19 protein-coding genes are annotated in these 17,783 nt (G+C 67.4%); 8 read left to right on the top strand and 11 right to left on the bottom strand.

Features of this window, described 5'->3' with window-relative positions:
* Positions 1–19 precede the first annotated feature (19 nt).
* A complete protein-coding gene (serC, locus tag FB464_RS01985) occupies positions 20–1,150 on the top strand; it encodes a phosphoserine transaminase (RefSeq protein WP_116415347.1) in 1,131 nt (376 codons plus the stop codon).
* Here the strand turns inward: serC and FB464_RS01980 are convergent.
* Positions 1,147–1,968 carry a DUF3027 domain-containing protein gene (locus tag FB464_RS01980; protein WP_211327380.1) on the bottom strand — a complete coding sequence of 274 codons (822 nt, stop codon included), beginning with the start codon at positions 1,966–1,968 and terminating at the stop codon, positions 1,147–1,149. The two genes, serC and FB464_RS01980, sit on opposite strands and share 4 nt — an antisense overlap.
* A 2-nt stretch (positions 1,969–1,970) precedes the next feature.
* Positions 1,971–2,351, bottom strand: coding sequence for a cold-shock protein (locus FB464_RS01975; protein ID WP_116415349.1), 381 nt, complete (start codon positions 2,349–2,351; stop codon positions 1,971–1,973).
* Positions 2,352–2,443: 92 nt separating this feature from the next.
* Between FB464_RS01975 and FB464_RS01970 the strand changes: the two genes are divergently transcribed.
* The 5 genes from FB464_RS01970 to FB464_RS01950 are packed head-to-tail and all read left to right on the top strand — an operon-like array spanning position 2,444 to position 8,709.
* Positions 2,444–2,713 carry a multidrug ABC transporter ATPase gene (locus FB464_RS01970; protein WP_142206581.1) on the top strand — a complete coding sequence of 90 codons (270 nt, stop codon included), beginning with the start codon at positions 2,444–2,446 and terminating at the stop codon, positions 2,711–2,713.
* Positions 2,710–4,518 carry a helicase-associated domain-containing protein gene (locus tag FB464_RS01965; protein WP_116415350.1) on the top strand — a complete coding sequence of 603 codons (1,809 nt, stop codon included), beginning with the start codon at positions 2,710–2,712 and terminating at the stop codon, positions 4,516–4,518. Before FB464_RS01970 ends, FB464_RS01965 begins: the two co-directional genes overlap by 4 nt.
* 40 nt (positions 4,519–4,558) lie before the next feature.
* Entirely contained in the window at positions 4,559–6,193 is a 1,635-nt protein-coding gene (locus FB464_RS01960; RefSeq protein WP_116415351.1) for a DNA repair helicase XPB, read from the top strand.
* A 45-nt stretch (positions 6,194–6,238) separates the two neighbouring features.
* Positions 6,239–6,928, top strand: coding sequence for a response regulator transcription factor (locus FB464_RS01955; RefSeq protein ID WP_116411953.1), 690 nt, complete (start codon positions 6,239–6,241; stop codon positions 6,926–6,928).
* A gap of 26 nt (positions 6,929–6,954) precedes the next feature.
* On the top strand, positions 6,955–8,709 hold the full coding sequence (locus FB464_RS01950) for a sensor histidine kinase (RefSeq protein WP_116415352.1): 1,755 nt from the start codon (positions 6,955–6,957) through the stop codon (positions 8,707–8,709).
* Between the two features lie 7 nt (positions 8,710–8,716).
* On the opposite strand, the gene FB464_RS01945 is transcribed toward FB464_RS01950, so the two are convergent.
* From FB464_RS01945 to FB464_RS01920, 6 genes are all read right to left on the bottom strand, one after another.
* Positions 8,717–9,223: a hypothetical protein gene (locus FB464_RS01945; RefSeq protein ID WP_116415353.1), complete on the bottom strand. Its 507-nt coding sequence runs from the start codon at positions 9,221–9,223 to the stop codon at positions 8,717–8,719.
* 387 nt (positions 9,224–9,610) lie between these two features.
* Positions 9,611–11,230 carry a chaperonin GroEL gene (gene groL, locus FB464_RS01940; protein ID WP_116415354.1) on the bottom strand — a complete coding sequence of 540 codons (1,620 nt, stop codon included), beginning with the start codon at positions 11,228–11,230 and terminating at the stop codon, positions 9,611–9,613.
* 150 nt (positions 11,231–11,380) lie between these two features.
* On the bottom strand, positions 11,381–11,584 hold the full coding sequence (locus FB464_RS01935) for a cold-shock protein (RefSeq protein WP_104242705.1): 204 nt from the start codon (positions 11,582–11,584) through the stop codon (positions 11,381–11,383).
* A 146-nt stretch (positions 11,585–11,730) separates the two neighbouring features.
* A complete protein-coding gene (locus FB464_RS01930) occupies positions 11,731–12,285 on the bottom strand; it encodes a LytR C-terminal domain-containing protein (protein WP_116415355.1) in 555 nt (184 codons plus the stop codon).
* Positions 12,286–12,304: 19 nt separating this feature from the next.
* Positions 12,305–12,607, bottom strand: a complete 303-nt coding sequence (locus FB464_RS01925; RefSeq protein WP_116415356.1) for a DUF3263 domain-containing protein — start codon at positions 12,605–12,607, stop codon at positions 12,305–12,307.
* Positions 12,608–12,734: 127 nt separating this feature from the next.
* Positions 12,735–13,196 carry a GNAT family N-acetyltransferase gene (locus FB464_RS01920; protein WP_246092878.1) on the bottom strand — a complete coding sequence of 154 codons (462 nt, stop codon included), beginning with the start codon at positions 13,194–13,196 and terminating at the stop codon, positions 12,735–12,737.
* 60 nt (positions 13,197–13,256) lie between these two features.
* Between FB464_RS01920 and msrB the strand changes: the two genes are divergently transcribed.
* Both msrB and FB464_RS01910 read left to right on the top strand, forming a co-directional pair.
* Positions 13,257–13,658 (top strand): peptide-methionine (R)-S-oxide reductase MsrB, encoded by a 402-nt coding sequence (msrB, locus tag FB464_RS01915; protein WP_116415357.1) that lies wholly within the window; start codon positions 13,257–13,259, stop codon positions 13,656–13,658.
* A 9-nt stretch (positions 13,659–13,667) separates the two neighbouring features.
* The gene (locus tag FB464_RS01910) at positions 13,668–14,204 is read left to right on the top strand and encodes a nitroreductase family protein (RefSeq protein ID WP_116415358.1); all 537 of its coding nucleotides are present in this window, start codon (positions 13,668–13,670) and stop codon (positions 14,202–14,204) included.
* A 27-nt stretch (positions 14,205–14,231) separates the two neighbouring features.
* On the opposite strand, the gene FB464_RS01905 is transcribed toward FB464_RS01910, so the two are convergent.
* The 3 genes from FB464_RS01905 to FB464_RS20390 all read right to left on the bottom strand — a co-directional run bounded on the left by FB464_RS01905 (position 14,232) and on the right by FB464_RS20390 (position 17,778).
* Positions 14,232–14,591: a hypothetical protein gene (locus FB464_RS01905; protein WP_116415359.1), complete on the bottom strand. Its 360-nt coding sequence runs from the start codon at positions 14,589–14,591 to the stop codon at positions 14,232–14,234.
* An 89-nt stretch (positions 14,592–14,680) separates the two neighbouring features.
* The gene (locus FB464_RS01900) at positions 14,681–15,799 is read right to left on the bottom strand and encodes a fatty acid desaturase family protein (RefSeq protein WP_246092877.1); all 1,119 of its coding nucleotides are present in this window, start codon (positions 15,797–15,799) and stop codon (positions 14,681–14,683) included.
* Between the two features lie 227 nt (positions 15,800–16,026).
* The gene (locus FB464_RS20390; RefSeq protein WP_211327381.1) at positions 16,027–17,778 is read right to left on the bottom strand and encodes a reverse transcriptase family protein; all 1,752 of its coding nucleotides are present in this window, start codon (positions 17,776–17,778) and stop codon (positions 16,027–16,029) included.
* Positions 17,779–17,783: the final 5 nt, after the last annotated feature.

The following is a 17,783-nucleotide window of genomic DNA, read 5'->3' as shown; positions in this document are numbered from 1 at the left end:
CTTCAGTAGACTTCCGTTCATGCCCTCGATAGAGATTCCCCGTACCCTTCTGCCCGCTGACGGTCGCTTCGGAAGCGGCCCGTCGAAGATCAGGGCGGAGCAGCTCGCCGACCTCTCGGTTCGCGGAGCATCCATTCTCGGCACCTCGCACCGGCAGGCTCCGGTGAAGGATCTCGTGGGTTCGGTGCGCTCCGGGCTCGCCGATCTCTTCCGCATTCCCGAGGGCTACGAAGTGGTGCTCGGCAACGGTGGTTCGACGGCGTTCTGGGATGCTGCGGCGTTCGGCCTCATCCTGAACCGCAGTGAGAACCTCACGTTCGGCGAGTTCAGCTCGAAGTTCGCCGCCGCGGCCGGAGCGCCCTGGCTGCAGAAGCCGCACATCGTCGCAGCCCCTGCCGGGTCGCGCGGTGAGGTCGAGATCGTCGAAGGAGTCGACGTCTACGCGTGGCCCCACAACGAGACGAGCACCGGCGTGATGGCGCCGGTCACGCGCGTGCACGGCGACGCCGGCGCGCTGACCGTGATCGACGCGACGAGTGCCGCAGGCGGTATCGACTTCGACGCCGCCGAGGCCGATGTCTACTACTTCGCACCGCAGAAGAACTTCGCCTCCGACGGCGGCATCTGGTTCGCCCTCTTCTCCCCCGCCGCCATCGAACGCGTGGAGCAGATCGCGGCCTCCGACCGCTACATCCCGGAGTTCCTCAGCCTGAAGAACGCGATCGACAATTCGCGCCTCAACCAGACACTGAACACGCCCGCACTGGCGACCCTGCTGTTGCTCGACAACCAGGTGTCGTGGATCAACGGCAACGGCGGCCTCGGCTGGGCCTCCGACCGCACGAAGGAGTCGACCTCGGCCGTCTACGACTGGGCGAACGCCTCGAGCTACGCCACCCCGTTCGTCGTGAACCCGGAGCACCGCTCGCAGGTGGTCGCGACGATCGACTTCGACGACAGCATCGACGCCGCAGCCATTGCGAAGGTCCTGCGCGAGAACGGTGTCGTCGACACGGAGCCCTACCGCAAGCTCGGCCGCAACCAGCTGCGGATCGCGACGTTCACGTCGGTGGAGCCAGACGACGTGCGTTCCCTCCTCGGCTGCATCGAGTTCGTGGTCGACGCTCTCCAGTCCGAGCGGTCCTTCTAGTCCGAGCGCTCCTGGCCTTCGAGGTCTTCGATGTCGCCGGCGTCTGTGAAGTCGTCGGTGGCGTCGAAGGCCGCCCCCGCGTCAGGGTCGACACCGGCGGCAGAGGCCTCGATCAGGGGTTCCGGATCGGGTACCGGCGTCGCAGCGGCGTGCGCGTCGAAGCCCTGCGCCTCGAGCCCCTCTTCCGCGATGGTGTCGATGTCGATCCCGTCGCGGTCGCGGCGCAGGCCGATCGCTGAGGGATCGTCGTCGTCGGGATCGTCGTCATCCGGATCGTCGTCATCCGAGTCACCGTCTGAGTCATCACCGTCGGAGTCGTCGTCAGAGTCCTCGTCGTCAGAGTCTTCACCGTCAGAATCCTCGTCGTCAGAGTCCTCGTCGGACCAGTCTCCCGCCGAGTCGTCGCCCGAACCGTCTTCGTCCTCGTCGTCCTCGTCGAATTCGCTCTCGGAGTCGTCGATGAGCGCATCGGCCGTGAGCCGGTCGGCCCACGGCACCCAAGCCGGCGAGAGAACAGACGTCTCGCCCGGGAGCAGTTCGACCTCGAGCACCGACGGCTCGTCCGATCCGTCGATCCTCGACAGCGTCGCCGTCCAGTGCCAGTCGGGGTAGCCCGCGAGCTTCGAGGCGAAGAAGAGGCTGAGCACGTGCTCACCTTCGACAGCGTGCCCGATCAGCTCGCCGATCGTGTCGGCGGGAGTGATCTCGGCCAGCGCCGACCTCGCCTGGTCGACGGCAGCGAGCAGGACGGGGTCGGCCTCAGGAGCGGCCCCGGCGTCCGTCTCGCCCGGTTCCTCTGGAAACGCGTTCTCCGTCAACCTCAGGCGTCCAGCTCGTCGGCGACCTTGCGCAGCAGCGCAGCGATCTTTCGGCTGTGGCTGGCCTCGGGGTAGCGGCCGCGCTTCAGGTTCGTTCCGATACCGTCGAGCACCTTCACGAGGTCTTCGACGATCACGGCCATGTCGTCGGCGGGCTTCCGGCTGAGCTTCACCATGCTCGGCGGGGCTTCGAGCACGCGCACCGAGAGCGCCTGCACTCCCCGCTTGCCGTCGGCGATACCGAATTCGAGCTTCGTGCCCGCTTTTACGCTCGCGCCGGCGGGCAGGGCTGACGCGTGCAGGAACACTTCCTGGCCGTCATCGGAACTGATGAAGCCGAAGCCCTTCTCATCGTCGTAGAACTTGACCTTGCCGGTTGGCATGTGTGGATCTCCTCTAAGTCTTGTGCCGGTTTATTGCACTCCGGCCACCCCTCAGCCTATTCGCTCTGCGCTGGGTGCGTAGTATCAGGAGAGTGACCAAGACAGACACTCAGCCCATTTCACGGGTCCAGCGGATTCTCGCGTACATGGTCGCCAGCGCGATCGGCCTCTCCATCCTCGCTTTCCTCGCCGTCATCATCGGCACGGCCGCCGGGATGAAGGGCGACAGTTTCAGCCAGGGAGTGTGGCCGACCATCCTCGTGCTCCCGCTTTTCGGCCTCCCCCTCGCCATCGCGTTGTTCATCGCACTGCTGGCTGTGAATCTCGTGCGCCGATCCCGCGAGGCTCGTAGCTCCAGATGAGCGACACGCTCGCTCTGGCCAGCCGACTGCAGACCGAGAGCGACGCTGCCCTGATCTCGCTCCTCGAGTCGCGCCATCTTTCGGGCCGTGACCTCCGGGACTTCTTCGACCTGGCCGACGCGCTGCTCCGCCCGGAGTCGGTGATGGATGCCCTCGCCCACCTCGATCGCCCCACCCTCACTCTCGTGGCCGAGGGCGGTACGCCCGTCGCTGCGGCATCCCCCGCACTCCTCTCCGCGTCCCGGGCGATGCTCGTCGCCGACGTCGACGGAATCCTCCAGCCCTACGACAGCGTCCGCGCGGTACTCGAGGGCTGGCCGGCCGCGGGTCTCCCCTCCGTCGCCGATCTCGCCAGCGTCCGAGCTCCCTCCTCGCCTCCCGCCCCCTCCCCCACGGAACGGAGCGGCACCGACCGCATCGCCGCCGAGAGCGCCTTCGAGACGGCCATCGCCGTCACCGAGCTGACGAACGCGCTCGCCACGTCGCCCGCCCGGGAACTGGCCAAGGGCGGCCTCGCGGTGCCCGACGCCAAACGGCTCGCCGCGGCGACCGGCCAGCCACCCGAGACAATGAACGTCATCCTGAGGGTGGCCCGCATCGCCGGCCTCGCCGCCCGGGAGGACTCCTCCTGGTTCGCCACTCCGTTCTCCCGCGAATGGATGCTGCTCCCCCTCGCCGAGCGCTGGGGCCACCTTGCCTCCGCCTGGTTGAATGCTCTCGACGAGAACGTCCGGGAAGTGCTCTGCCGCCGCGTGCACAGCGCCTGGGGCGACAACCTCACCGAGTACCTGCAGTGGTTGTATCCCGCCGGCGGCGACGGGCTCTCCCGCCAGATCGCCCAGTTCACGGCCGATGCCGAGCGTCTGGGCATCGTGACGGCGGGCTTCGCCAGCTCCGCAGGCACCGCTCTGCTCTGCGAAGACGAAGCTGCCGCCATCCGTTCGGTCGAGCCCCTGCTGCCCCCCGAGGTGGACACGGTCTACCTCCAGCACGACCTCACCATCGTCGCGCCCGGCCCGCTGAAGCCGGAGATTGACGCGACCCTCCGCCAGCTGGCACAGGTGGAGTCGCACTCCATCGCCTCGTCGTACCGCATCTCGCAGGCCTCCATCGCGCGTGCTCTCAGTGCGGGGTTCACGGCGGCGAGCATCCGGAGCTTCCTCTCGGGCATCGCACCCGGCGGGATCCCGCAGCCGCTGGAGTACCTGATCGCCGAGTCGAGTGCACGCTACGGGCTGCTGCGCGCCGGAAGCCTCGAGCCGCTCGATGCCGAGCAGCCCCGGAGTTTCGTGCGTTCCGACGACGTCGCCCTACTGCACACGATCGCCGTCGACGCGAACCTCGTCTCCCTCGAACTCGTCTTCGACGGGGCGAGTCGCCTGACCAGCCGGTACGACCTCGACACGGTCTACTGGATGCTCATCGATGCCCGCTACCCGGTCATCGCTGAGGGCCCCGGAGGCAACCCCGTCGCGCTGAACCGCGTGCAGGTCGTCGAACCCCGGCGAAAGGTGACCAACGAGGTCGCCGAGCAACTCGTCAACCGGCTCCGCGGGAGCGGCGTGCGTCCCGGTGCGGACACGGCCGAAGCGTGGCTGGTTCGCCAGCTCGACGTGGCGGTCAAGGGCAAGACGCCCGTGATCGTCACCGTGCGGCTGCCGAACGGCTCCGAGGTCAGCTTCCCTGTGGTTCCGACCAGTATCGGCAGCGGCCGGATGCGCGGGACAGACCAGAAGGCGGGCGTCGAACGCACCCTCCCGCTGGCGAGTATCACGCAGGTGCAGCTGGCCCCCGCCGCGTCGTGAGGGGCGGGGCGGGGCCTCGGGCCACGTAAGCTTGGCAGTTATGCCAGACGGACCACTGATCGTTCAGAGCGACCGCACCGTGCTGCTCGAGGTCGCTCATCCACAGGCCGACAGCGCACGCCACGAGCTCGCGGTCTTCGCTGAACTCGAGCGTGCGCCCGAGCACATCCACACCTACCGCATCACGCGCCTCGGTCTCTGGAACGCCCGTGCGGCCGGTCACACGGCCGAGGAGATCCTCGCGACGCTGGAGCGGTACTCGAAGTTCCAGGTGCCGCAGTCGGTCTCGATCGACATCGCCGAGACCGTCGGCCGGTACGGCCGCCTCGTCATCGAACGCCAGCCCGACGGAGTGCTCACCCTCCGCGCGACGGACACGGCGGTGCTCACCGAGATCGTCAAGGGCCGTCGGATCGCCCCACTGCTGCCGTCGCGGCTCTCCGACGACACGTTCGTCATCGAGCCCTGGGCGCGCGGCCAGCTCAAGCAGGAACTGGTGAAGCTCGGCTGGCCGGCGGAGGACTTCGCGGGGTACACCCCCGGCACCCCGCACGAGATCACTCTCGACGAGACCGACTGGCACCTGCGCGGCTACCAGCAGGAGGCGATCGACAACTTCTTCGAACGTGGATCGGGTGTTGTCGTGCTCCCGTGCGGCGCCGGCAAGACGCTTGTCGGAGCCGGTGCCATGGCGACCGCCAAGACCAACACGCTCATCCTCGTCACGAACACCGTGTCGGCCAGGCAGTGGCGCTCGGAGCTCCTCCGGCGCACCTCGCTCACCGAGGACGAGATCGGCGAGTACTCGGGCCAGGTCAAGGAGGTCAAGCCGGTCACGATCGCGACCTACCAGATCCTCACCGCCAAACGGAAGGGCGCATACGCGCACCTCGAACTGCTCGATGCGCTCGACTGGGGACTCGTCGTGTACGACGAGGTGCACCTGCTACCGGCGCCGGTCTTCAAGCTGACCGCGGACCTCCAGGCCCGTCGCCGGCTCGGGTTGACCGCGACCCTCGTGCGGGAGGACGGCCGCGAGGGCGACGTCTTCAGCCTCATCGGGCCCAAGCGTTTCGACGCGCCGTGGAAGGAGATCGAAGCGCAGGGCTACATCTCCCCCGCCGACTGCTTCGAGGTGCGGATCGACCTGCCGCAGCAGGATCGCCTCGTCTACGCTGCGGCCTCGGATGACGAACGGTACCGGCTCGCAGCAACGGCCCCCGCCAAACTCGACGTCGTCAAGGCACTCGTCGCGAAACATTCCGGAGAACGCATACTGGTCATCGGCCAGTACCTCGACCAGCTCGAGGAGTTGTCGAGCGAACTCGGCGTACCGCAACTCACCGGGTCGACCCCGATCCCGGAACGGGAGCGGCTCTACCAGGCGTTCCGCGATGGAGACGAGCCCATCCTCGTGGTCAGCAAGGTCGCGAACTTCTCGGTCGACCTGCCCGAGGCCACCGTCGCCATCCAGGTCTCCGGGTCGTTCGGTTCACGGCAGGAGGAGGCCCAGCGCCTCGGCCGGCTGCTCCGTCCGAAGGAGTCCGGTCTCTCTGCGAACTTCTACACCCTCGTCGCCCGGGACACCGTCGACCAGGACTTCGCGCAGAACCGGCAGCGGTTCCTCGCGGAGCAGGGTTACAGCTACACCATCCTCGACGCCGCATCGCTGTGACCAAGCTCTCAGGAAGCATCCAGTGAACCCGCAGATAATAGAGGCATGACCGGACCCCGAATCCTCATCGTCGACGACGAACCCAACATCCGTGACCTGCTCACCACCAGCCTCCGTTTCGCCGGCTTCGCCGTGCGGGCCGTGAGCAATGGCGCACAGACCATCTCGGCCGTGCTCGAGGAGGAGCCCGACCTCATCATCCTCGACGTGATGCTGCCCGACATGAACGGATTCGGCGTCACCAAGCGCCTGCGCGCGGCGGGCTACACCGCCCCCATCCTCTTCCTCACGGCCAAAGACGACACCGAGGACAAGATCACCGGCCTCACGGTGGGCGGCGACGACTATGTCACCAAACCGTTCAGCCTCGACGAGATCGTCGCCCGCATCAAGGCGATCCTCCGTCGCACGATGCAGGCCGACGAAGACGCGATCATCCGGGCCGGCGAGCTCACGATGGACCAGGACACCCACGAGGTGTTCGTCGCCGACACTGCGATCGAGCTCAGCCCCACCGAGTTCAAGCTGCTGCGCTACCTGATGCTGAACCCGAACCGCGTGCTCTCGAAGGCCCAGATCCTCGACCACGTCTGGGAGTACGACTTCAACGGCGACGCCGGCATCGTCGAGTCGTACATCTCCTACCTCCGCCGGAAGCTCGACCAGTACTCCGACGAGTCGCTCATCCAGACGAAGCGCGGATTCGGCTACATGCTGAAGGTCAGCAAGGCCTAAGGCACGCCTTGTAGTCTTGGGCTGAAATGGCTGTCACACCTGCGACCTTCTGGGGATCGATCTCCCTGCGCACCAAGATCACGGGCGTCACGGTGCTGCTGCTGACGGTCGGCCTGATCGTCGCCGGGATCGGCACCATGACCGTGCTGCGTTCGTACCTCCTGCAGCAGGTCGACAAGGGCCTGTCGGTGGGTTACGACGACGTCTCGACGTTCCTCAGCAAGGGCGCGACCAAGGATTCCTTCACGCTCGACACGGTTTCGTCTGCGTCGACGGCGTACTACGTGGCCCTCCTCGGGCCTTCAGGCACTCTGACGACGAGCAACTGGGGCTCCCAGGCAGCGTCGAAGGAGCCGAACATCGCCGAGCTCCCGCTCACGCCGAGCGCTGAGACGCAGGCGCAGAAACCGATCTACGAGATCTACTCTGCCGACGGCAAGGAGCAGTGGCACGCCATCGTGCTCTCGATCGGCTACCAGGACCAGACCACCGGCACCATGGTCATCGCAGCGTCGCTTGAAAAGACCGAGAGCATCACCACGACGTACCTCTCGATATTCCTCGCCTTCAGCGTCGGTGTCGTCGTGCTCGGCGCACTTCTCACCCGGCTGCTCGTGACGAGCACCTTCGCGCCGCTCCGTGCCGTCGAGCGCACAGCCGCCGAGATCGCGAACGGCGACTTCAGCCAGCGCATGTCTAATGCCACGCCGAACACCGAGGTCGGGCGACTGAACCGTTCGCTGAACACGATGCTGAGCCGTATCGACACCGCCTTCAGCGACCGCGCAAAGACGATCGACCAGATGCGGCGGTTCGTCGGCGACGCCAGCCACGAGCTCCGCACACCGCTCGTCTCTGTGCGGGGCTACGCCGAGCTCTACCGGATGGGCGCACTGCAGTCCCCCGAAGAGGTCGCCAAAGCGATGGACCGCATCGAGAAGGAGGCGATCCGCATGGGCGCCCTGGTCGAAGACCTCCTCGAACTGGCACGCCTCGACGAGACCCGCCCGATGAACCTCGCCCGCCTCGACCTGGTTCCGATCGCGGTCGACGCAGCTCTGGATGCCCGGGCCTCCAGCCCCGAGCGGGTGGTGTCGATCATCCTGCCCCGCTCCTCCCAGCCCGTCTCGCTGGCACCCGCGGCGGAGGCGGCGACGAACCCGTACGGCATGACCATGGATGACATCGCAGCGGAGCGTGACGCCCGCAGCACGGAGAAGGCGGCAGCGAACACCTCCCTCACCGGGCCGATCAGCTTCGCCGGGGCGACGCTCGCCCGCTTCCGCGGCCGGCGCACCCGCACCGACGGTTCGGTCGAGATCACTCCCACCGACGTCGCTCTCTCGACGCTCGATGCGCAGCGCGAAGACGGTGTGGCACCGATCATCCTCGGCGACGAGAACAAGATCCGCCAGGTGGTGGCCAACCTCATCGGGAACGCACTGCGGTTCACCGACAACGACAGTCCCATCGAGGTGTCGGTGCAGGTCGACGAGGCGAGGCGCCTCGCCGTGCTCGACGTCATCGACCACGGCGAGGGTATTCCGCCGCAGATCCGCGAGAAGATCTTCCAGCGGTTCTGGCGCGCAGACTCGTCGCGAACCCGCGAGACGGGTGGCAGCGGGCTCGGCCTGGCCATCGTCGCGTCGATCATCGCGGCCCACAACGGCACCGTCGAAGCCCTCGAGACGGCTGGCGGCGGCGCGACCTTCCGGGTCAGCCTCCCCCTCGCTGCGCCCGAGGCGCCGGCCTCCGCCTCCCCCGCGCCCGCCGCCTCCTGACGCGGGGTCACCGGGCAGCCAGTGCCGCGGGGACGTGGGAGGCAGCAGCGGGCGTCGCCGCTGTGCGGCTCCGCAGCTCGACGGTCGCGCCGGCCTGAGCCGCCGCCTCCCGGCGCCACGCGACCGCCGCCCGGGCGGCGGCATCCTGCTGCCCGCCGGTCAGGGCGCCGATCACGACAACCGGGTCGAAGAGAGCTCCGGCCGCGCGGAAGGCACGATGTGCCGACCGGATGAGCGCCGCTCCCCAGAGCTCAGGATGCGGTACGCCGGGGTCCACGATCAGGCAGCGGAGTTCGACCGGATGCACGGAGCCGGCAGGGGCCCACCAGACGGCCCGGGCGACCGGGGCCGAGAGCGGGTCGTCGTCGACGAAGGCCAGCCAGGTCCACTCACGGCGAAGGCTGCCCGACGCGATGCCGCGGCCGAACTGTTCGGGGTCGACCCACGAGACGGGGTCGGTGGTTGAGAAGAGCAGCAGCGACAGGTCGTCGCTCCGCTCGGAGACGCGGAACATGAGATGAAAGTCCTTCGGAGGAAGAGTGAGCGAAGTGGCTCTCCCCGCGAGGACCGTCAGAAGATCGCCTGAGTCAGGCGGCGACGACGATGGCCGGGGTTGGAGCCGAGATGAGAGGCGCTGGTGCGCTGGCGTTGAATGCTTCGGTGCGGCGGAATCGCTTCGCACGTGCAGCTGCTGCACAAGCATCTGTTGCTGGGTTCGTCATCTGGCTCACCTCCTCGGGCGTCTCGAAAATTCGTCTGCGGCTGACTGCCGCGGTTGCCCACACTAGCCACAGTTCTCTGGGAACCGCAACAGCAGGACGATATATTCCCCAACGGGCATAGAAGAAGCGGGCCGGCCTCCGAAGAGACCGACCCGCTGTAACTGCTGGTCAGAAGGGACTTAGAAGTCCATTCCGCCCGACGGGTCGCCCACGGGTGCGGGGTTGCGCTCGGGCTTGTCAGCGACGACGACCTCGGTCGTGAGGAACAGTCCGGCGATGGATGCGGCGTTCTGCAGAGCAGAGCGCGTGACCTTCACCGGGTCGTTGATTCCCGCGAGGAGCATGTCGACGTACTCGCCGGTTGCGGCGTTGAGGCCGTGGCCGGTGGGCAGGTTGCGCACCTTCTCGGCGACAACACCGGGCTCGAGACCCGCGTTGACAGCGATCTGCTTGAGCGGAGCGTCGATGGCGACCTTGACGATGTTCGCCCCGGTTGCCTCGTCGCCGACCAGCTCGAGCTTCTCGAACGCGGTCTTGCCAGCCTGGATGAGTGCGACGCCACCACCGGCGACGATGCCCTCTTCGACGGCGGCCTTGGCGTTGCGCACGGCGTCTTCGATGCGGTGCTTGCGCTCCTTGAGCTCGACCTCGGTCGCGGCTCCGGCCTTGATGACGGCGACGCCACCAGCGAGCTTCGCGAGACGCTCCTGGAGCTTCTCACGGTCGTAGTCGCTGTCGGTGTTCTCGATCTCGTTGCGGATCTGCTGCACGCGACCGGCGATCATCTCGCTGTCGCCAGCACCCTCGACGATCGTGGTCTCGTCCTTGGTGATGACGACCTTGCGGGCACGGCCCAGGAGGTCGAGCGTCACGTTCTCGAGCTTGAGGCCGACCTCTTCCGAGATGACCTGTCCGCCGGTGAGGATGGCGATGTCCTGCAGCTGCGCCTTGCGGCGGTCGCCGAAGCCGGGAGCCTTGACGGCGACCGACTTGAAGATGCCACGGATCTTGTTGACGACGAGCGTGGCGAGTGCTTCGCCATCGACGTCTTCAGCGATGATCAGCAGCTGCTTGTTGGCCTGGATGACCTTGTCGACGATCGGCAGCAGGTCTTTGATCTGCGAGACCTTCGAGTTGACGATCAGGATGTAGGGGTCTTCGAAGACGGCTTCCTGGCGGTCGGGGTCGGTCACGAAGTACTGCGACAGGTAGCCCTTGTCGAAGCGCATGCCCTCGGTCAGCTCGAGGACGGTGCCGAACGTGTTCGACTCCTCGACGGTGACAACACCTTCCTTGCCGACCTTGTCGATGGCTTCGGCGATGAGTGCACCGATCTCGGGGTCGCCGGCGGAGATGGAGGCCGTGGCCGCGATCTCTTCCTTGGTCTCGATCTCCTTCGCGTTGGCGACGAGCTCGGCGATGACGGCCGCGACAGCCTTCTCGATGCCCTTCTTCAGGCTGATCGGGTCTGCACCGGCTGCGACGTTGCGCAGGCCTTCGCGGACCAGGGCCTGGGCGAGGACGGTCGCAGTGGTCGTTCCGTCACCGGCGACGTCATCGGTCTTCTTCGCGACCTCTTTGACGAGCTCCGCGCCGATCTTCTCGTACGGGTCGTCGAGCTCGATCTCCTTGGCGATGGAGACACCGTCGTTCGTGATCGTGGGGGCGCCCCACTTCTTCTCGAGGACGACGTTGCGGCCGCGCGGGCCGAGCGTCACCTTGACGGCGTCAGCCAAAATGTTGAGTCCACGCTCGAGGCCGCGTCTGGCCTCTTCGTCGAAAGCAATAATCTTTGCCATGTGTGTTTCTCGTCCCTCCCGGGCGTCATGAAAGATTCATAAAGGTTTAGCACTCAGCGTGCACGAGTGCTAAACCAATACTGGCACTCGACAGGTGAGAGTGCAAGTGACGCCCAGAGGACGAGAGGCAGATCGGATGCCCGGCCGGGGTTATGCGAGCCGCACCGACTCCGCCTGCGGACCCTTCGATCCGGTACCCACCTCGAAGATCACCTGCTGGCCCTCTTCGAGCACCTTGTAGCCGCCCATGTCGATAGCCGAGTAGTGCACGAAGACGTCCTGCCCACCGCCCTCGACCGTGATGAAGCCGTAGCCCTTTTCAGCGTTGAACCACTTGACGGTTCCGTTCGCCATTGTTACTCCCTGTTGCTGTGTTGCTCACCATCACTCCGACTGAAGTGACCCGTTTCCCAGTAAAACGGTGCAACGAAGCAGAATGCGGTCTCGTGATCACAACTCAACAAGGATTAAACAATCCCGAAATATGACGGGACGGCGGCCTAGCCGGCAGGGTCGGTGTAGTCGGTTCCGAGCACCGCGGTGAGAGTACCGGCCTCGTACTGGTCGGAGACTGCGACGGCGATGCCTCCGAGGCTCTCCGCGAGGCCCTTGGCTGCACCCTCGTCATCGGCGCCGGAGTAGAAGACGGTCGACGTCGTCACGTCTGTTGCGCTCGCATTCGCCTCGGTGCTGACCGACCAGCCGGCATCTGTCGCCTGCCCACCGGCCCGGGTGGCGAGGCCCGAGACATCCGTGCCGTTGAGGATGGTGACGGGGATGGCCGGATCCACCGTCGGAACCACCGTGGGGGTCGGTGTCACCGTTGCCGGGTCGCTCGAGACCGCCCCGCCGGCCGACGACGAATCGGAACCGGAGAGATCGGTGTTGATGAGATTCAGCCCGAGGGCACCCGCACCCACGAGGACACCGGTGGCGAGCGCCGCCCACGCGAACGTGATCCAGCCCCGGCCACGGGGACGGGGCCCACGGTGCACGCCACGGCGCACGACGTCGGCCGGCAGGTTGTCGAAGGAGTCGCTGGGTTCTGAAGCCATTGGTGCGGAGGGACCGTTCTTATTCGCCGGGCGGAAGGAGACGGGCAGCGCGGGCTGCCGTTCGGGTGTCTCTCACGCGCTGGAGCCGTCTGATGAGCATCGGATCGAACGCCAGGGCGACCGGGGAGTCGAGCAGGGCGTTCACCAGCTGGTAGTACCGCGCCGCGGAGAGACCGAACTCCGAGCGGATGGCCTGTTCCTTCGCTCCCGCATGCGTCCACCAGGTGCGTTCGAACTCGAGGATGCGCTGGTCGCGTTCGGGGAGCGGCGAGGAGCCGGCGCGGGAGGATTCGGGCGCGGGACTGGTTCCGGTGTCTGCCATCGCCCTGCTCCCTCCTACCCGTTCTGCCGCTGGTTCGGCCCATTCTAGGGCGCGGCACCTTGGCAGCAGATGTACGGCGCGGCGCTGAATTCCCGCCGCACCAGCGTGCTCAACCTGCGTCACACGGTCAGCGGATGCCCGCGCGATACATCGTCGTGTGCAGGATGCCTGCCTCACTGAACTCCGGCCCGAACGGTTCGAATCCGAACTTCGCGTACAGCCCCGCGGTGTAGCTCTGCGCGTGCAGCAGCATCGCCTCGCCGCCGAACTGTTCCACGACCCGGGCGAGCAGCACCTGGGCGTGGCCCTGCCCACGGTGCTCCGCCGAGACCACCACCCGGCCGATGACACGGGCGGCGTCGAGGTGTTCGGGCTCCGCGTCTTCGAGCACGCGGAGATAGGCGATGACCCGCGGGCCGTCGGCCAGCCAGAAGTGCTCGGTCGAAGGCTCACGGTCACGGTCATCCAACTCGCTCTCATCGACCTTCTGCTCGACGTAGAAGACATCGGTGCGGAGCTTCAGCACCGCGTAGAGCTCGGTCGTCGTGAGCTCGCTGAACCTCTTCTGAATGATGGAATTGTCAGACACGGCCCCGAGTTTACTGTGAAGATAGTTGGCGGCCCGCTGAGACGAGAGAAGTATCCCCCCATGAGCTACGAAGTATCGAAGACCGACGAGGAATGGCAGAGGAAGCTCGACAAAGAGGAGTACGCCGTGCTCCGCCAGGCCGCCACGGAGCGCCCGTGGACGGGTGAACTGCTCGATGAGAAGCGCGAGGGCGTCTACAAGTGCAAGGCCTGCGGCCAGGAACTGTTCCGCAGCGACACCAAGTTCGACTCGCACTGCGGCTGGCCGAGCTTCTATGCACCGAAGGACTCCGACGCCGTCGAGCTCATCGAAGACCGGAGCCTCGGCATGGTTCGCACAGAGGTGCGCTGCTCGAACTGCGGATCCCACCTCGGCCACCTGTTCGACGACGCACCGACGACGCCGACGGGCGACCGCTTCTGCATGAACTCGGTGTCGCTGTCGTTCGACACCGAGAACTGACCAGGGGCGATGTCAGCGCTGGAGAGCATGCTCCGTCGGCGTTCCCAGTCGAAGGTCGGGCAGAACGCCCCCGACCACGCCGAGCTGCTGCGCTTCGTCGAGGCCGCTGGCACCGTTGCCGACCACAGTTCGATGCGTCCCTGGCGGCTCATCGAACTTCGTGGCGACACCCGTGACCGCCTGGGCGAGGCCCTCGCCCAGGCGCAGGGCGGCGACATCGCCAAGATGGTGTCGAAGGCCCGGCGCGCCCCGCTGCTGATCGCGATCGTCGCCATTCACCGGCCGAGCGACAAGGTGCCGTACTGGGAGCAGGAGGCCGTGGCTTCAGGCGTCGCCCACGGGCTCTCCCTGCTGCTCGACGAGGCCGGTTGGGGCGTGTTCTGGCGCACCGGCAACCAGACCCGTCACGAGGCAGTGCGCAGCATGCACCGACTCGCCGCGAACGAGCAGCTGCTCGGCTGGCTCTACGTCGGCGACGCGCCTCCGCGACAATACGAGAAGCCCCGCAAGCTCGTGAATCCCGCGGATCACCTCACGCAGCTGTAGCGGCCGAGCAAGCTGTGGGGCCCGGCGTCACGGGTTCTTGGGAGCCGGCCGACGCTCGTGGAGCCCCAGCGGGTTGACCGGATCGGGCCCCAGCCGCTTCGACTGCTCGAGCAGCTCGCGAACGTGGAAGCCCATGTAGACGGATGCCCGGGCGAGTGTCGTTTCCGAGGCCACCCACACCCGGAGGCCACGCTCGTCGCAGCCGTACGTGTAGACCCCGAAGAGCTGCCGGTCGCCCTCGGCGTAGCGGAGGATCCATCCGAGGCATCGACCGTCGTGCGCCATGAACCAGACGTCGTCGCTCCACGGGGTGGGAGAGTAGACGGCGTGGGGCTGCGTTTCGTCGATGGTCGGGCCACTGCGGGCCGGACCGGAAGAGGCGCTCACAGATTCAGAATATTCTCTGCAACTGGCAAACACCTGCACAGAACCCACAGTGTTGCCCAATCTTCACCTGCGGGTCGCCCCAGGATCGATCAGCGCCCGTACGCCGAACCCACCGGGCACATGAACTCATTCTTCGCCGCAGCGAGTCCGACCTTGTTCATGTGACCGACGACCGCTCCGTAGGCTTCGAACAGCGTCGTCTCGGTGTACAGGATCGTGTGCGTCTCGCAGTATTCGCGGGCGATCTGCTGGGCGTGCTTCAGCGCCGGCCGCGGCATGTTCGGGAACAGGTGGTGCTCCACCTGGTAGTTCAGGCCGCCCATGAAGAAGTTCATGAACCAGCCGCCGGAGATGTTCCGGGAGGTGAGCACCTGGCGGCGCAGGAAGTCGACCTTCGAATCGCGGGGAAGCACGGGCATCCCGATGTGGTTCGGCGCGAACGACGACCCCATGTAGACGCCGAAGACAGCCAGCTGCACGCCGACGAAGGCGAAGGCCATGCCGAGCGGGAGCGCCAGGAAGACGATGGCGAGGTAGGCACCGATCCGGGCGAGCAGCATGATGATCTCGACCGTGCGCTTGTCGACCTTGCCCCGACCGAAGACGGTGCGGAAACCGTGCAGGTGGAGGTTCAGGCCCTCGAACACGAGGATCGGGAAGAAAATGTACCCCTGGCGCTTGGTCAGCCAGCGGGAGATGCCCTTCGTCGCCGCCGCGTCCTCCTCGGTGAAGGAGACGAAGTCCCTGTCGATGTCGGGGTCTTTGCCGATGATGTTCGGGTTCGCGTGGTGACGCGAGTGCTTCGTCATCCACCAGCTGTAGCTGATGCCCACGAAGAGGTTCGCAAGGGTGCGGCCGGCGAGGTCGTTCGCCTTGCCCGACTCGAACACCTGCCGGTGGGATGCCTCGTGGGCGAGGAACGCGAACTGGGTCAGGATGAGCCCGAGCGCTGCCGCCATGAGCAGCTGGAACCACGAGTCGCCGAGAAGCACGAAACCGGTCACGACACCGCCGAGCGCGGCGACGAGGATGCCGAACATCAGACCATAGAAGCCGCGTCGGCGACGGAGCAGTCCGGCATCCCGAACCGTGCGTAGCAGAGCCGAGTACTCGGTCGTCGGATTGACCCGGTTGCCGCCCGGCTTCGTGCGCGTGAACAGCACTTTCGAGGCGGGGACAGGCACGGCGGACGGGACAGTTGCGCTCACGGTGAGCCTCATTTCGAGGTGGGGCGAGTGAGTGGTCTCCTGCGGTGAACCGACCACTCTCTGGGGAATGGCGACCGTGGTCCGGGGCAACCTCTGATGACGTTACGTCACCGGCTCCCCGCAGCGGGTGGCGGCGCTGTCAGGAAGGGCGGATGCTCAGCAGACTCCCACTCTCAAACATCGTCCTGCGGCAGCCCTCCGCGGGCCGCCTCTGGTGGGCGACGGGGTCACCACACTATGCGGTCGAACTCGCGCTGCAGGCGCTCGGCCTTCACCGGATTGAGGGCGCGAGCCCAGGAGATCCGGCCGAGGAGATGCGCGCGGAAGTCCTCCAGGCCTGCGCGGTTCTGGGACGCCGCGCCGTGCTCCGCGCAGTTGTGCAGAATCGCTTTCAGCCGGTCGAACTCCGCCCGCGGCAGGGCGGTGCGCTCGTTCACCACGATTCCCGTCACCCGCTGGCTCGTGGCCGCCGGGCGCACCCGGGTCTTGCGGCGGTTCACCGTGTGCCCTTCGTCGACCACGATCCGGGTGACGCCGCGGAGGAAGGCGTCTGCCCTGCGGCGGAGCGGCAGCGGCCCGCTGAACGTCAGGTCGTCGGCGTAGCGGGTGTAGCGGGCATCCGCAGCCAGGGCGAACCCGGCGAGCCTCGAATCGAGACGGCGGATGGCGAGGTTGGCCAGCATCGGCGAGGTCGGCGCGCCCTGGGGCAGGTGTGCGGTTGCGAGGGCCTGGCGGAGCGCGAACCGCTCGCCGGGATCCCCGCCCGGCGGCATCGCCCCGATCACCCTCGGCGGAACGCGGTTCGTGGCGATGCCCGTGAGCGCCAGGGCGACACGCTCGGGCACCCCCTCCTGCCGCAGGGTGCCATAGACGCGCCCCGCCGTGACGCGGGTGAAGAAGGTCACCAGGTCGAGCGTGATCACCACGTCGGTACCCGTGTGCAGGCCCGCGGCCGTGAGGGCACTCCGCCCAAGGACGAAGCCGTGCGCTGCGTCGTGCAGGGGCAGACCTCCCAGAACCTCAGCGAGGAGCGTGCGCTGCGCGGTGCGCATCCGCTCGTTCGGCACTTCGAGCAGCCGGGGCACGCGGCCGGGCCGGGTGCGCCACTCGTACCGGTAGTGGTGCAGTGGGCCCTCGCGGGCGCGCCGGTTCCAGCCGCCGGTGTCGGCGAGCCAGTCGAGCTCGCCCGCGGTGACGTCGAGCAGGGCGGCGAGGGCGGGGAGGGTGCGCGGCAGCGGCATCGGCGGCGGCAACGGCGGCTCGAGGGGCAGCGCGAGAGCGGGCGGAGGCACGGGCACGAGGGCGGAGGCGGCGGGTGCAGGCTCAGCGCCGGAGAGGGCGGGTGCGGGCTCAGCGGCGGAGGGGGCGGGCGGGGGCTCAGCGGCGGAGGCGGAGGCGCGTGCGGGTTCGGGCGCGGAGGCGGAGGCGGAGGCGGAGGCGCGTGCGGGTTCGGCGGCTGGCGCCGGCTCCGGATGCTCCGCCTCCCCCACTGGATAGTGCGCGATCGCGAGCGGGCGTCCGCGTTCCCCGGCCCGGGAGAGAGCGCCGGTGAGTGCCGCCGAGCGGCGGATGACCGCAGCGAGCTCCCGCGGAGCATCCACAGGCGCCGTTCGGAACACCACGAGCACCTCCCTCACGAGCGCGGGCAACCACCGGTGCCGCACCCCGAACACGGACTGGGTCGCCCCGAGCATCCGTTCGGCAGACCACGAGGGTTCGGCGAGCAGGGCGAGGGCCAGCGCAGTGGCGACCGCCTCGTCGGTGACCCGGGGTCGACGGCCGAGTACGGCCGCAGCCGAGGTCGGAGAAGGAATGCGATGGCCGGCAGACGACCTGTGCGTCTGTGCGGGCGTTCGGCCGCTCGAAGTGCGGTGAGACGCCTGCGGCGAAGTGCCTGAGTCGGCCTGCGTACCCCGGGGTGACCCCGGAGAGGACGGATCAGAACCTGAACCGTCCACCTCGTCTGCCGACCATCGCATCCACA

This window comes from Subtercola boreus, from assembly GCF_006716115.1.
Lineage (GTDB): Bacteria > Actinomycetota > Actinomycetes > Actinomycetales > Microbacteriaceae > Subtercola > Subtercola boreus.
The sequence above is the reverse complement of the archived record's forward strand: the minus strand, read 5'-3'. Positions and strand labels throughout refer to the sequence as shown.